A 13985-nucleotide genomic window follows, 5' to 3' on the forward strand; every position below is an offset into this window, starting at 1 on the left:
GGGTAAAAATACAAGGAATATTTTGACATACCTGAATTTCCTTTTTACGCCGGATAGGAGACTGTGACGTTAGTTAGTTGAAAAAGCGTCGAAGCGTAGCGGTATACTCAGCTCGTTTGCCGACTTTCGGTACGCACGCCGCGTTCATCTAACAAGGAACGCTCTAATCTTTGAAGCTTTGCATTTCCGGACGGAAAACCGTTACACCTGGAAGTGCTCTAATCGCGCATGCCCCGGCAGGGAACGAACGTAACCCTTCGGATCTGCTATCCCTAGTTGTATTCGACTTTTCTGGAAACAAAAAGTTGACGTGGCCGCCGCTCTCGTCTATGAAAGGGCATCGATACTTTGTTTGCCGATATTTGTTTTGCTGCGCTTTGCGCGTCTCTTGACGAACTTCCCTCTCTCAAAAGTCGAAACCCCGCTGTGCGTCGCCCAGCGGTGATCTATGTTGCTAAGAAAGGGTTCGTTATGACCACTGGCACAGTTAAATGGTTCAATTCCACCAAGGGCTTCGGTTTCATCGCGCCTGACGACGGCAGCGCCGATGTGTTCGTTCACATCTCTGCTGTTGAACGCGCCGGCATGAATTCGATTGTCGAAGGTCAGAAGCTCGGCTTTGAGCTCGAGCGCGACAATAAGTCGGGCAAGATGTCCGCAGGCCAGCTGCGCGCTGCCTGATGCTTTTTCGCCGCTGATGACCACGGATGTACTGGCATCGCGGCAAGAGGTTCGAAGAGGCCAGGCGAATGTCTGGCCTTTTCCCATTCTACGCGACCAACCGATTCGAAGGAATAACGATTGAGACACCCGAGCGACAACGGCTTTGCCGAACGACGCAATGCCGCAGCAGATGCAAAGCGTCAGCTCCTGACAAAATTTGCATCCGCTCCCAAGCCGACCGACCCTGAAATGCGGGAAAAACTGGCTGCTCGTGAAGCGGCTAGCCGTGCCAGGGATGCCCGCCGTGCCGAGCGCGAAGCGCTGAAGACCGCCGAGAACGAGCGAATCCTAGCAGAAGCCGCTGCGTCGGCCGCGGCCGCCGAGGCCGAGCAAAGGGCTGAAGCCGAAGCCCGCCAGGCAGAAATCGCCAATCGGGTCTCGCGCGTCGTGGCGGACGAGGCGGCCCGCAAGGCAGAGCGTGATCGCCGTTACGCCGCCCGCAAGGCCCGTAGGGCGTAACACTTCAACACCTGCACCCGATCCACGGGCGCAGCTGTTGCCCTGGCGGAGGATCGCGGGGCGAGCGAAAAACGGACCGGTTATAATGAGCGCACATGTCTATCCACCCGCTTCACTCGTTGAAGACAATGCTGGAGCGTGGTTGAAGACGCTGGCTAAATACCGGCAGCCCCGCCTGGGGCGTAGCGCCTTCGAACTGTTCGTCACTCTCGTCCCTTTCGCCATCTTCTGGGCAGCGGCCTGCTTTTCGCTGGCCAACGGCTTCTGGCCCGGGCTGATTGCAATCCTTCCTGCCAGCGCCTTTCTGCTCCGATTGTTCATGATCCAGCACGATTGCGGCCACGGCTCGTTTTTCTCCCGTCGTGGGCTCGATGACTGGACCGGCCGCCTGCTCGGGGTCCTGACCCTGACCCCTTACGATTATTGGAGGCGTGCGCATGCCGCCCATCATGCGACTGCAGGTAATCTCGACGAACGCGGGGTTGGTGACATCACCACGCTGACGATTACCGAATACTGTGCCCTTTCGCCGATCAAACGCCTCGGCTACCGGCTGTACCGGCACCCGCTTGTCATGTTCGGGATCGGGCCGGCCTGGCTCTTTCTGTTCAAGCAGCGCCTGCCGTTCGGAATGATGAACTCGGGTGCTCTGCCATGGATTTCGACCATGGCGACGAATTTTGCGATCGTCACGCTGGCCGCCTTGATGGTTTGGGCCGTCGGTTTGGGAACGTTTCTCCTGATCCATCTTCCGGTCGTGCTGCTCGCAGGTGCAGCCGGCGTTTGGCTCTTTTATGTGCAGCACCAGTTCGAGGAGACCCACTGGTCGGCGGGCGAGGATTGGCGGTTTCCCCAGGCGGCGCTGCATGGCGCCTCGCATTACGATCTTCCGCCGGTGCTGCGGTGGCTCACTGGCAATATCGGCATCCATCACGTGCACCACCTGTCCAGCCGGATTCCGTACTACCGTCTGCCGGAAGTACTGCGTGACCATCCGCAACTTGCCGGCATCGGTCGGATCACCCTGTGGGACAGCCTCAAATGCGTCAGGCTCGTGCTCTGGGACGACCGGCGCCGGAGGCTAGTTTCATTCCACGACGCCGCTGGGTCGCTGCGCCGCTCCCTTACTGAAGATGGACGAAAGACGAAGTAATGATTGAATTGACGCCAACCCAGATCCGCGGTCTGAAGCTCGCTAAGGACGGCGACGTCCATCCTCAGGCGGGGAAGAGATGGACGCACCTGAATGCTCAAGTCACCTATGCAAAACAGGACCGCTTCAAGGAACGGCCTCAGAAGATCAAGTTCCTGACGACCGCAACTCTCAACGAGCTGCGCGACCACAGGCTCGTGAAAGCGCTGAATACGGATGTTCCGCCAGAGGAGTCGGCTCACGGCATCACCATGGCCGGCAAGATGCTACTTCTGAAGATCAAATAAGCACGCCCCAAGGGGACATGGGCGCGCCACCATTTGAGTCGATGCTTCAGCGCTGGCGGCAGGGCGGGCCGTCCTCGCGCCCTCGCATCGGCGGGACGTAAGCCAGCCGTTACGGCATCATGCTGCGGTACCGCTCCCGCTCTCGATCGACCTGATCGAGCGTGTACGGGTCGGCATTTTCGTCAAATCGCGACCATCCTTCCTGGGCATAGATGCTCCTGCGGGCCGCTGGGTCCACGATTTTCCGCTGTTTCAGGATCGCTTCTGCTCGTGGTGCAACACTGTCCTCGACCCTTGCTGTGACCAACGTGCCCCCCCGGCGAACGCCCTCGGCGTAAACATGGGCGTCTTCTTCATCAACCCCGGATTCCGTCAGTGCACCGATCAGGCCTCCGGCTGCCCCACCGGCGATTGCGCCCGCCGCAGCGCCGGCCGCAGTGGAGGCAAGCCACCCGGCAGCCACTACGGGGCCGACCCCAGGGATGGCCATCAGACCGAGCCCCGTCAGAAGACCGACAACGCCGCCCCCGGCAGCGCCTAGGCCGGCTCCGGTACCCGCGCCTTCCGCCGCGTTCGAGCCATCGGTCGAGTATCGATCGCCAATGTTGTTCGCGACAATGCTGATGTCATCCGAAGGTACGCCTGCCGCTTCCAGATCGCTTACGGCTTCGCGAGCATCGCCATAGTCATCAAAGAGCCCTGTTACAGTTCTCATATTCGTTCTCCCTTTGCGTTTGGAGGAAGCCTGTGGGGTGTTACTGCGCTGTTACGTTGCCCTGGTAGTCGAGCGCGACCGAAACGGATTTGCCCTCCTTCATCGCAGTTGCCTGCCACACTCCCTTGTCATCGAGCTTCAATCCGCTGACGTCGGTATATCCGGCCTCTTCGATCCGTTCCTTGGCTTGCGCTTCGGTGAAGCTGTTTGCCCCTTCGACCGGTGCCGTCGGGTTCTGCGAATCGGGCGTTGCTACTGCAGGCGTTTCTCCTTCCGATGAAGGTGTCGTTTGCGCGAGTGATGCCGTGGTCGCGGCACTCATTAGTGCTGCCGCGACAATGATTATGTTTTTCATGTGGTTACCTCTTCAGAAGACCGCGATTGATCCCCCGTCCCAGAAACACGCCGGACGGAGATTGGTTCCCCCGCGATGCTACGGCTACCATGCTGGTGGGCGGCTTGGAGAAAAGGCAACCGCTGCGGTTCCTTGCAACGGAGCATCTGCTGGGCGGCGTCCAACACTGCCCTACCTACTTGCGAACAAGTTTCTTGCCTGCTGGTCGCAACCAGGTCGACCGTTGGGTGATGTGGTGGAGGGTGCGGTGCTGAAGTTCTCGCGTGGCATTGACCAGGATCGTGCTGCAACCGCAGGCGGATTGCAGCAAATCGCCTTCGCGCGCGGCTCAGCAGCCGCGGCGCAGCCGTCACGTCTACCGACGCTCGTCGCGACCGCCGCCGCGGTTGCCGTGCTCTATTTCGCCCGGGACGTGTTCCTGCCGCTGGCTATCGCCATTCTGCTCACCTTTGCTCTCGCGCCGCTGGTTTCGAGGCTGCGTCGCGTCGGTTGTCCCCGTTCGGTGGCCGTCATCGGCACGGTGACGACAGCTTTTCTGTTCCTGTCCGCATTCGGTGTGGTCATAGCGATGCAGGTGAGCGAGGTGGCTCAGAACCTGCCGACCTATCAGTACAACATCGTCGAGAAGGTCAGGACGCTGAAGGAGACCGGATCGGAAAGCCAGATCCTTGAGCGCATTGGCCGCGTCATAGAGAGGATCAGCACGGAGATCAGCCGGCCCGAACCCGAGGTGCGCGCCTCACCCGAACCGACGCCGGAGACCAAGCCGCTGCTCGTGGAGATTTTCTCTCCACAGCGGCCGATCGAGACACTGAAGAACATCATCAATCCTCTGCTTGGCCCGTTGGCAACGACCGGCCTCGTCATCGTCGTGGTCATCTTCATGCTGCTCGAGAGGGAGGAGCTGCGCGACCGTTTCATTCGGCTGGTCGGCTACGGTGACCTGCATCGAACGACCGAGGCACTTCAGGACGCGGGTGCTCGTGTCGGCCGGTATCTGCTCATGCAGTTGGTCGTGAACATCACCTACGGCATTCCGCTGGCCATCGGCCTCTCGCTTCTCGGCATACCCAATGCGGTCCTCTGGGGGATGCTCGCCATCGTACTGCGCTTTGTCCCCTATATCGGACCTGTGATCGCTGCGGCTCTGCCGTTGTTCCTCGCGTTTGCCGCCGCACCTGGATGGAGTCTGCTCGTTTGGACGGCAGCCTTGTTCATTGTCCTTGAACTCTTGAGCAACAATGTCGTCGAGCCTTGGCTTTACGGTTCCCGCACCGGACTGTCGCCGCTTGCGATCATCGTCGCGGCGATCTTCTGGGCATGGCTCTGGGGGCCGGTCGGATTGGTGCTGTCGACGCCGCTGACGGTGTGCCTTGTCGTTCTCGGTCGTCACGTCCCGCAGTTCGAATTTCTGGAGATTCTGCTGGGCAATGAGCCCGTGCTCGATCCGAAGGAGCGCCTCTATCAGCGTCTGCTCGCCGGAGATCCGGATGAGGCGACGGACAATGCGGAAGACATGCTGCAGGAGAAGTATCTCGTCGAGTTCTACGACACGGTTGCTATCCCCGCACTGCTCCTGGCAGAGCGGGACCGCGCCCGGGGCGCCCTGACGAATACCCAGGCGGCTCAGATTGCCCAGAGTGCGAACACCCTCATCGCCAATCTCGAGGAGATTGCCGGCGAAGAGGAAGGGGAGGAGGAAACGAGCACGGAAGCGCAGGAAAGTGATGATGATAATGATGATGCAGAGGAATATGATCTTCCCCCCGGCGACGGAAAGTCCGTCCTGTGCGTCGGAGGGCGCAGTGATCTCGATGACGTTACCGCATCAATGCTCGCCCAGACCCTTTGGATTCAGGGCGCGGATGCGGCCCATGCCACTCACGAAGTCCTCAAGGCGGGCAACATAAAGGCACTGCAGCTCGAGGGGCGCAACGCGGTCGTCTTGAGCGTTCTCGACCAGGATTTCATGAGACATGCCAAGTTTACCGTACGTCGACTGAAACGTATTGCGCCAGCGGCGCGCGTCGGGATTGTTCTTTGGAAAGAGGATGGCCGGCCGGGAACAACCGAAAGAGACCAACTTATTGAATCGCTGCAGGCAGACTTCGTGGTATTCGGGATGGGCGACGCCGTCCGCGAGGCGCTTTCAGACGAATTGCCTCGATCTTTGAAACTCGCCCATCCAAAGATCGCACCGGGATACGCCATGCGGAGAAGCAAACGTACGGACACGGAAAGCACGGTCAAAGCGGACTAGATCATAAGATGCCGCCGGCACGTGCGGAGCTTACTTACGGCGTTTTAAGACGTTCAGCTCATTGATGAGCAGCCTATCAGGAGGAGTGCGGATGAGGTTTGTGGCTGGCAAAGTCGCGGTTTTCAGGTGGATGCTGCCCTTGGCCATCGCAATGGCCTTGATGGGAGGCATATACCTGGCCGTCCGCTGGTCGGCGCAGCAATCGGACGCTGTGGCGGTGAAGCGGCAGCAACACCTCGTCGAGCTTGTCATCTCGAAGATGCAAGGTAGCATCGCCCATGATCAGGAGAGTGTCACCGTTTGGGATGACGCCGTCAGAAAAGTGTCGCAGGAATGGGATCCGCGGTGGGTCGATTCTAACCTGGGTAGCTGGATGAACAGCTATTTCCGACACGACGGCGCATTCGTGATCAGTCCGGATCGTAAGCCGTTATACGCCTTTCTTGCCGGCCAGACCAACGAGCAGGAAGCTTTCAGCGAGATAGGACCCGAAGCAATGCCGCTCATCGCCAAGCTGCAAGAGCGGCTCGCAGCAGGCGACGAGGGAGGAACGAGCGAGCAGGTGCTGTCCATCGGCGAGAGCGATCTGGTTCGCATCGGGGGCCGCCCGGCGATTATCAGCGTGAAGCCGATCGTGTCGGACACCGGTGATATTGTTCAGGAGCCCGGCAGGGAATATCTCCACTTAGCGGCCCGTTTTCTCGACGGCGATTTCCTGACGCATCTCGGTGACGATTATGGTTTTGAGGACCTGCGCTTTTCTGTTTTGCCGGAACTCGGTCGACAGCGGTCCTATGCTCCGATCGTTTCATCATCCCGAGAAACGATAGGATATTTCTCCTGGCTCCCGTTCAGACCCGGTGCCGATGTGATGAAGGCCACGGCGCCTGTGCTTCTCGTCGCCGGCGCCCTCCTTTTTGCCCTCACGAGCGCGCTCAGTGTCGTACTGCGGAGGCGGTCGAGACGCCTGCAGGAAAGCCAGGCGGAGCTCGACCATCTGGCGCGTCACGATCCGTTGACCGGGCTCGCCAACCGTGCGTCTTTCAACCGGTTGCTGGCGCGGGTCGTCGCGACGTCGACAATCGATCAAGCCAATGCTCTTCTGTATCTCGATCTCGACCGCTTCAAGCAAGTGAACGACACACTCCGCCATCCCGTTGGCGATCGGCTGATGGTCGAGGTCGCGAAGCGGCTTAAGGAAACCGCTGCTGGTGCCGCTATTTCCAGAATTGGTGGTGATGAGTTTACCATCATCGTCGCGCGTACCCGCCAGGACGAGGTGGAGAAACTCTGTGACGCGCTGATCGCTGCAATCCGCCGACCTTTCGAGATAGACGGACAGCCCATTCTCATCGGGCTTTCGATAGGTGTGGCGGTCGCGACCGGAAATGACGCCGACCCCATCGAGATCACGCGGAAGGCCGATATCGCGCTTTACCACGCCAAATCGGCCGGGCGGAACCGCTACGCAGTCTTTGGTCCTCATATGGACGAACTGATCAGAACGAAACGGGACCTGGAACAGGATCTGCGTGCGGCGCTGGACGCCGGCAATCAGCTCGAAGTCTTCTATCAGCCCGTATATTCTGCGCAGTCGCACGAGATAAGCTCGCTGGAAGCTCTCATTCGCTGGCGGCATCCGAGCAAAGGCCCTATAGCACCGGATGCCTTCGTTCCGCTTGCGGAGACTGCCGGCCTCATCGATCGGCTCGGCGCGTTCGTGCTGAAGGAAGCCTGTTCTACCGCGCGTGAATTTCCGGGTCTCGACATTGCAGTCAACGTCTCGGCGGTCGAGCTTGCACAGCGCCATTATGCTGCTCAAGTTCTCTCACTGCTGCGCCAGTTCGGGATCGAGCCGTCGAGACTGGAGCTCGAGATCACCGAAACTGCTCTCCTTGACGAAGCCGGCGTCTGCGAAAAAAACATCACGGCACTACGCGAGTTCGGCGTCAAGTTCGCACTTGACGATTTCGGTACGGGATTCTCTTCATTTGGGCGGTTGCAGCGCCTGGAGGTCGACCGGATCAAAATCGATCGCTCTTTCGTCCACGCCTTCGACCGGCCCGGTGGTGGTGTGGCGGTCGTGCAGTCCATCGTCGGCATCGCACATGCGAAAGGCCTGCGCATCACCGCCGAAGGCGTGGAAACCGAGGAGCAGAGCGAGATCCTGCGCAAGCTGGGCTGTGACGAATTGCAGGGATTCCATTTGTCCAGGCCGATGTCGAAGAATTCACTTCGTCAACTTCTTGGCGCAGATAAGGCTCAAGGAACCTCTTCTAGCTCACGCTCATGATTTTGGCCCGAGCGTCCCTAAAGGGACGAGCGGACACGCTCTTGCCGCAAACTGGGCCGCAGTCGCGATGGAGCATCAGCCGCGCCGCGCCGCCTCGATCGCGGCGACGTCGATCTTCTTCATGGTCATCATGGCCTCGAACGCGCGCTTTGCTTCGTCGCCGCCGGCCGCCATCGCCTCAGCCAGCACGCGCGGAGTGATTTGCCAGGAGATCCCCCACTTGTCTTTGCACCAGCCGCAGGCGCTTTCCTGGCCGCCATTGCCGACGATGGCATTCCAGTAGCGATCGGTCTCCTCCTGATCGTCGGTGGCGATCTGGAACGAGAAGGCCTCGTTGTGCTTGAACGCGGGACCCCCATTGAGAATACCCGCAACGGTGAAGTCGACCGTCAACACGTCGCCCTCTTTGCCCGCGGGGTATTCACCGGGTGCGGGTGCACGGCACTCACCATGCTGTCAGGAAAGATCTCGCAGTAGAAACGAGCGGCAGCCTCGGCGTCCTTATCATACCAGAGGCAAATCGTATTCTTTGCCATTGCGTGGTCCTTTCGCTTTGAAAACATAGGGCTTCGGGTCGCAAGCCGCGAACGTTCGGAAATCACCCGCCCGGGCCGCTGATGCGCAGAGATACCTCAGGAAGATGCTCTCGTTATGCGTTTCGAAAGTCGCACGGGTACATAAAGTATTCAATCCGCCCGCAAGAAAAGCCGGGCATTGCCCCGCAACGCTGCCAGTATCGTCAAGCAGCGCTATGGCGCTGTTGCGCAGTGGCCCGGCAGGCAGGCGCCGAATGGTCCTTATCGTGAGGGTCACCGCCTTTCACCAGACCAAACCTGCTTAACTCAGGACTTCGTTTTACAAATCGCTCGCGCGTTCAAAAGGCCCCAGCCGAAGACCGCATCCTTTCCCGGATCTCCGAGATCTTCGGCGTGTCCTGACAGCCTGCTGTGGATCATTTCCGGAGCGAGGTCCGGTTCAGATGCCTTCATCATCGCCACCGCCGCGGTCACGAAAGGTGCCGCGAACGAGGTTCCCGTCTTCGGACGCGCGCCGCTGACCGAGGCTGCTGTCCAGACGGCCACACCAGGGGCAGCGAAGTCGATATGCTCCCCGCGTCCGGCGCGCCTGTAAGGCCGTTTGCGTCTATCGGTCGCGGTGACGGCAATGACCTCTTCATAGGCAGCCGGATAGACGGGCTCGGCTTTCGGACCGTCATTGCCAGCGGCGGCGACCATTATGATGCCGCGCTCCCCCGCCTTCATGACCGCCTGTTCGAGCAGGAGATTGGGCGGGCCGGCAAGACTGAGATTGATAACCTGAACCTGACGCCGAGTGAGGAGGTCCAGTGCGCGCGCGAGATCGAAGGCGGCGGAGCGGTCGTCTTGCCGTTCCCCCCGGTGAAACGCGTCCACGGCGATGAGCTTGCCACCCGGTATCAGGCCCGGCGTGCGGCTGCTGGCTGAGCCGACAAGCAAAGCCGCGACAGCGGTGCCGTGCTGTCTGCCCGACTCCGGCAATTCTTCCTCGACGAGACGGACGATCTCTATGTTGCGAGCCTCGAATGCGAGGTGATCGGGATTGATCGCTGTATCGACAAGGCCGATCCGCACGCCGGCCGCGCAATTGCTAAGCCCGGTCTGAGCGGAGGGCCAGCCGATCACGTCGCGTGCCAGGCAGTCGCTCGTGACGCACGGGGCATCGGGATGCTGCTCCGGCCGGAAATAATGGTTGAAGTCGATCACCGCCTGAGGGGCCGCGGCGCGCGCCCGCTGCCGAGCGGCTTCCAGAGTCAGCCCGCGGGGAATGCGAAGCTTGATCACCTCGGCGTTGAATGACGTCATCGTGTTTCGTTCGAGGACCTCGAAGCCCGTGGCTGTCAACTCGCCGAGTTCCGTCGGACTGAAACCCAGCCCGACGATCTCATCGGGCGCTCGTATCGGCGCAGCGGGTGCGGCTGCGCGAGAGCGCCGCGGGATGCTTCGACGTGGCAGGAACTCTCGGAATGGAAACAGGCTCTTGCCGCCACTCCATCCGGCGCCGGCGCCGTAGGAGCCGGAGCGGCCGGAACCACCCGATCCGCGGTTGCCGCCACTCCCACCGTCATCGTCGTCGTCATCGGCCAGGGCGAGACCGGTCCCGATCACTTCACGCACAATCATGTTTCCGGGACCCAGGATGTCGCCGGATAGGAGTGCGATTGCAGCAATGGGAGCGATCAGAGCCAGTTTCAACTTGGTCAGCATCCGAAAACCTCAATCGGCTAGGTCAGGCTCATAGGAGGATAGCGCATTCATTGGACGATGAGACCGCTACCTGTAGATTGTGTCAGAACGGCTGAGTCGTCGGTCTATTCCCTCTTCTAGCCAAATTGCGGAGTTTCGGGAGATGAGCAATGCGGTGAAAGATGTCGGCGAACGCCTCATGGCGTTCCTGCCCAATCTGCGCCGCTTCGCCATCTCGCTCTGCGGCTCGCGTGATGTTGCCGATGATCTCGTGCAGTCGGCCTGCGAGCGGGCACTCGCCAGTGCCGAGCGCTTCGAGCCGGGCACGCGCTTTGATGCTTGGATATTCCGTATCCTGCGCAATCTCTGGATCGACCAGGTGCGCCGACAGAAGACCGCAGGCGTGCAGGACGATATCACCGAGCGTCATGACATCGCCGGTTCATCTGGCGAGCGTGAAACCGAAGCGCGGCTGACCCTCAAGACCGTCGCGGAGGCGATCACCGAATTGCCGGACGAGCAGCGGGAGGTGGTTCTTCTGGTCTGCGTCGAGGAGCTATCCTATCGCGAAGCGGCCGATGTGATGGGTATTCCAATCGGTACGGTCATGAGCCGACTGATGAGGGCACGCAGGAGTTTGGCCGAGGCTGCCGGAATAACACAGGCGACCGGACGTTCTCAGTCAATGAAGGGCGCAAACGAATGACAAGAGCCGACTTCTCGGATGAGATACTGATGCGGTTCGCCGACGGCGAGCTCGATACCGGGACTGCTGCCGAAGTAGAACGAGCGATGGAAACGGATGATGCGCTGGTCGCGCGGGTGGCACTCTTCATCGAAACGCGTCATGCGGCCAAGGCCGCTATGGAGCCGCTGCTCGATGAGCCGGTACCTTCCGAGCTCAAGCGTGCGGTCGAAAGAATGGTGATGGAGAAGACGTCGCCACCTTCGGTATCGGGCGCGGGCATCCTGCCTTTCCCGCGCCGCGCTGCGAACGAATCTCACAGAAGTCGATGGCTCGCTCCCGTCGCCGCCTCTCTGGCGGCTGTCGTTGCGGGGTTCGGCGGATATTGGCTGCGGGGAAGTGTCGAGGCGCCGATCGAGGGTGGCTTGGGCGTTGCCGCCATCGGCAGCCCTGCGCTTGACGAGGCGCTCGCCACGGTCGCCGCAGGCGAGGAACGGCGGTTGCCAGGTTCCGACCAACGTTTCCGGGCGATTGCGACATTCCGTGACAATGCGCAGGCGCTGTGCCGCGAGTTCGAGCTGGACTCGGACGATCGCTCAACAGTGGTTTCGGTTGCCTGCCGCGCCGGGTCAGAGTGGCGCGTGACGTTCGCCGTCATCGCACCCGGAGCCACCGGCGGTTATGCTCCTGCATCTTCCACGGAAACGCTCGACGCCTATCTGACCGCGATCGATGCAGGGGCGCCGCTCGAGGCAGCGGAAGAGGCCAGAGCCCTCAGCGAACTCCAAGGTGCGCAACGGTAAGTGCATCAAAAATTGCGATCATGGAATAGAGGCGCGCACCGGCCGTTACTCCTGCGGACCGAAGAACCGGTCCGGTTTTCACAAGGAGTAGATGAGATGGCAAAGAACTGGACGAACAAGGCAATCGCTGCCGGCCTGGCGGCATTCGTGGGCTCTGCCGCCGAAGCAAGGGAATATGCCCCCTTATTTCCCGGCGTGGATCGCACTTCGACGCAAACCGCCCAGACGGGCCGGACCGACGGCGAGATCATAGTCGCCGGCAACAGCTCATCCAATTCGAGTTCCAACTCCTCCAGCAATTCGAGTTCCAACTCTTCGTCCAACAGTTCCTCGAATTCGAGCTCTAATTCATCCTCGAACAGCTCGTCGAACTCCTCCTCGAATCGTTCGTCCAATTCGAGCTCGAACCGGTCAGACCGGTCGTACCGTCCAGGCAAGCTGTGGCACACAGGGCGCTGAGATTGCGGAAAAGTTGAAGGTGCGACAAGAGAGCGGGGGCCGGACATTCCGGCCCCCGCTCTCTTGTCTGATCGGACCGTTTAGAGTGTTTCCCTGTTCATCGAGACATGGAACGCTCTAGCCCTCTAACCCTTTGAAGTTATGCACTTGTGGACGGAAAATCGCCACGTACCTTCCTGGAAGTGCTCTAGCGCGCGGCGCGCGCCGACTTGCGATACCAGCCTTCTCCGGCGAGGGTGTTCCGATGGATTGCCTCGCGCTCGGTAGCTTCCGCGCGGGTTTCGGCGCGGATTTCTGCCGTGACCGCCGCATCGGCACGGCGGAAGGGTATCACCTGTACAAGCGGCGTTCCCTTTTCGACGACGTGAAGGCCATCCGGCGCCGTCGCGAAGAACGGAAAATGGATATGAGCGCTATAGCTGTCCGTATCGACAATGCCCGCTACACATTCGAAGGGCTGTCCGGGGCGGTTTAGCGGCGGCAGAAACAGGCAACTCCATCCCGGCGGCGTGCGGATCGACCAGTAATTGTGAAACTTGCAGGGCGGGGAGGGCTCTTTCGGATTGCCCGCACCTGGTGGGCGCCGTGGTTGCTGACCATCACCCGGTCGAACTCCCAGCCTGCATCGACGCTGCGGCCGTCATCCTTGACGTCAAGGCGCACCGTAGCGGCGATCGGCAGAATCCAGCCGGTGGTCATAGCATCGAGAAAGGGCATGCAGCGTTTGACGGTCAGACCGTTGTTGGTTGCCGACAGGTGCCCTTTGTCGACCGCCGGCAGCCGGCGGAACCAATCCGGCAGAACCGATTTGGCCGGTAGCGGCGGCGCGATGACGCCATCGTCTTCCGGATGGCAGACAAACCGAATGACCTGCGGATCTTTCTTCAGGAAACTTAACATCCCGCTTCTCCCGTTGAATGGCCCGGGAGTAACGGAACGGAGAGGCTTCTATTCCGTCGGGGGGGGGGAGAATGAGCAGAAACTCGACACTGTCGGCTCCTATCATCGCCGTATATAGTTCCGAGAAAATAACGTGCGATCGCTCCGTACGAAGAGAGCGCCACGTCTAAACGGAGTTCGCCGATGAGCGTTGCCTTCATCAAGGAAGAAAGTGCCGAAACGGCCTCGGAAACACTGTTGCCTGACCGGCCGATCTCACCCCATCCGAACCTTGTCACCGAAACGGGATTGAAGGCTCTGGAATTGCACCTCCAACAGGCTCGCGAAGCCTTCGATGCCACAAGCACGATCGAGGACGTGAACGAGCGGCGGCGGCAGTCGGCCGGCCCCTTGCGTGAGCTGCGCTACTTCGCGGAAAGAGTTCGAACGGCTCAGCTTGTCCCCGATCCGGCTTCTTTTGATGTAGTCGCCTTTGGAAGCACCGTCACCTTCAGCCGTGATGACGGGCGGGTGCAGAAATACCGGATCGTCGGAGAGGATGAAGCCGATCCAAAGGCCGGGTCGATCTCCTACGTGTCCCCGGTGGCAAGGGTTCTCATGGGCAAATCTGTCGGGGACGTCGCCAGTGTCGGCGATCAGGAGCTCGAAATCCTAGCCATCTCATAAAGCGC

General features: G+C 60.4%; 13 protein-coding genes and 2 pseudogenes. 9 read left to right on the forward strand and 6 right to left on the reverse strand.

The window, feature by feature from the left end:
- The first annotated feature begins 471 nt into the window (after positions 1 to 471).
- From PZL22_RS28515 to PZL22_RS28530, 4 genes are all read left to right on the forward strand, one after another.
- Entirely contained in the window at positions 472 to 681 is a 210-nt protein-coding gene (locus PZL22_RS28515) for a cold-shock protein (protein WP_010967067.1), read from the forward strand.
- A 120-nt stretch (positions 682 to 801) separates the two neighbouring features.
- Positions 802 to 1182: a DUF6481 family protein gene (locus PZL22_RS28520; RefSeq protein WP_013845131.1), complete on the forward strand. Its 381-nt coding sequence runs from the start codon at positions 802 to 804 to the stop codon at positions 1180 to 1182.
- Positions 1183 to 1267: 85 nt separating this feature from the next.
- A complete protein-coding gene (locus PZL22_RS28525) occupies positions 1268 to 2335 on the forward strand; it encodes a fatty acid desaturase (protein WP_010967069.1) in 1068 nt (355 codons plus the stop codon).
- Positions 2335 to 2622 carry a hypothetical protein gene (locus tag PZL22_RS28530; protein ID WP_003525305.1) on the forward strand — a complete coding sequence of 96 codons (288 nt, stop codon included), beginning with the start codon at positions 2335 to 2337 and terminating at the stop codon, positions 2620 to 2622. The genes PZL22_RS28525 and PZL22_RS28530 overlap by 1 nt, the downstream gene beginning before the upstream one ends.
- A 109-nt stretch (positions 2623 to 2731) precedes the next feature.
- On the opposite strand, the gene PZL22_RS28535 is transcribed toward PZL22_RS28530, so the two are convergent.
- Positions 2732 to 3337: a general stress protein gene (locus PZL22_RS28535; RefSeq protein WP_010967070.1), complete on the reverse strand. Its 606-nt coding sequence runs from the start codon at positions 3335 to 3337 to the stop codon at positions 2732 to 2734.
- A 40-nt stretch (positions 3338 to 3377) separates the two neighbouring features.
- On the reverse strand, positions 3378 to 3692 hold the full coding sequence (locus tag PZL22_RS28540) for a PepSY domain-containing protein (RefSeq protein ID WP_010967071.1): 315 nt from the start codon (positions 3690 to 3692) through the stop codon (positions 3378 to 3380).
- 247 nt (positions 3693 to 3939) lie between these two features.
- Between PZL22_RS28540 and PZL22_RS28545 the strand changes: the two genes are divergently transcribed.
- Positions 3940 to 5952 (forward strand): AI-2E family transporter, encoded by a 2013-nt coding sequence (locus PZL22_RS28545; RefSeq protein ID WP_010967072.1) that lies wholly within the window; start codon positions 3940 to 3942, stop codon positions 5950 to 5952.
- Between the two features lie 91 nt (positions 5953 to 6043).
- Entirely contained in the window at positions 6044 to 8245 is a 2202-nt protein-coding gene (locus PZL22_RS28550; RefSeq protein ID WP_284718812.1) for a putative bifunctional diguanylate cyclase/phosphodiesterase, read from the forward strand.
- Positions 8246 to 8320: 75 nt separating this feature from the next.
- Here PZL22_RS28550 and PZL22_RS28555 read toward each other — a convergent pair.
- Together PZL22_RS28555 and PZL22_RS28560 are read right to left on the reverse strand one after the other, a co-directional pair.
- Positions 8321 to 8808 (reverse strand): annotated as a pseudogene (locus PZL22_RS28555) (VOC family protein).
- A gap of 279 nt (positions 8809 to 9087) precedes the next feature.
- Positions 9088 to 10488 carry a S8 family serine peptidase gene (locus tag PZL22_RS28560; RefSeq protein WP_127701467.1) on the reverse strand — a complete coding sequence of 467 codons (1401 nt, stop codon included), beginning with the start codon at positions 10486 to 10488 and terminating at the stop codon, positions 9088 to 9090.
- Between the two features lie 142 nt (positions 10489 to 10630).
- Between PZL22_RS28560 and PZL22_RS28565 the strand changes: the two genes are divergently transcribed.
- Positions 10631 to 11173, forward strand: coding sequence for an RNA polymerase sigma factor (locus PZL22_RS28565; protein WP_010967076.1), 543 nt, complete (start codon positions 10631 to 10633; stop codon positions 11171 to 11173).
- On the forward strand, positions 11170 to 11955 hold the full coding sequence (locus PZL22_RS28570) for an anti-sigma factor family protein (RefSeq protein ID WP_010967077.1): 786 nt from the start codon (positions 11170 to 11172) through the stop codon (positions 11953 to 11955). Before PZL22_RS28565 ends, PZL22_RS28570 begins: the two co-directional genes overlap by 4 nt.
- A gap of 5 nt (positions 11956 to 11960) precedes the next feature.
- Here PZL22_RS28570 and PZL22_RS28575 read toward each other — a convergent pair whose 3' ends face one another.
- Entirely contained in the window at positions 11961 to 12350 is a 390-nt protein-coding gene (locus tag PZL22_RS28575) for a hypothetical protein (RefSeq protein ID WP_015242659.1), read from the reverse strand.
- A 251-nt stretch (positions 12351 to 12601) separates the two neighbouring features.
- A pseudogene (locus tag PZL22_RS28580) lies at positions 12602 to 13314 on the reverse strand (DUF6065 family protein).
- A 183-nt stretch (positions 13315 to 13497) separates the two neighbouring features.
- On the opposite strand from PZL22_RS28580, the gene greA reads away from it, so the two are divergent.
- Complete coding sequence (greA, locus tag PZL22_RS28585; RefSeq protein ID WP_010967080.1) at positions 13498 to 13980, forward strand: transcription elongation factor GreA; 483 nt, start codon at positions 13498 to 13500, stop codon at positions 13978 to 13980.
- Positions 13981 to 13985 lie beyond the last annotated feature (5 nt).

This window comes from Ensifer meliloti (assembly GCF_030064585.1).
Taxonomy (GTDB): domain Bacteria; phylum Pseudomonadota; class Alphaproteobacteria; order Rhizobiales; family Rhizobiaceae; genus Sinorhizobium; species Sinorhizobium meliloti.

What these genes read in the sequence shown, in the direction of transcription:
- PZL22_RS28515 (WP_010967067.1), top strand. Translation starts at nt 472, where the DNA reads ATGACCACTGGCACAGTTAAATGGTTCAATTCCACCAAGGGCTTCGGT.
- PZL22_RS28525 (WP_010967069.1), top strand. Translation starts at nt 1,268, where the DNA reads ATGAGCGCACATGTCTATCCACCCGCTTCACTCGTTGAAGACAATGCT.
- PZL22_RS28530 (WP_003525305.1), top strand. Translation starts at nt 2,335, where the DNA reads ATGATTGAATTGACGCCAACCCAGATCCGCGGTCTGAAGCTCGCTAAG.
- PZL22_RS28535 (WP_010967070.1), bottom strand. Translation starts at nt 3,337, where the DNA reads ATGAGAACTGTAACAGGGCTCTTTGATGACTATGGCGATGCTCGCGAA.
- PZL22_RS28540 (WP_010967071.1), bottom strand. Translation starts at nt 3,692, where the DNA reads ATGAAAAACATAATCATTGTCGCGGCAGCACTAATGAGTGCCGCGACC.
- PZL22_RS28550 (WP_284718812.1), top strand. Translation starts at nt 6,044, where the DNA reads ATGAGGTTTGTGGCTGGCAAAGTCGCGGTTTTCAGGTGGATGCTGCCC.
- PZL22_RS28560 (WP_127701467.1), bottom strand. Translation starts at nt 10,488, where the DNA reads ATGCTGACCAAGTTGAAACTGGCTCTGATCGCTCCCATTGCTGCAATC.
- PZL22_RS28565 (WP_010967076.1), top strand. Translation starts at nt 10,631, where the DNA reads ATGAGCAATGCGGTGAAAGATGTCGGCGAACGCCTCATGGCGTTCCTG.
- PZL22_RS28570 (WP_010967077.1), top strand. Translation starts at nt 11,170, where the DNA reads ATGACAAGAGCCGACTTCTCGGATGAGATACTGATGCGGTTCGCCGAC.
- greA (WP_010967080.1), top strand. Translation starts at nt 13,498, where the DNA reads ATGAGCGTTGCCTTCATCAAGGAAGAAAGTGCCGAAACGGCCTCGGAA.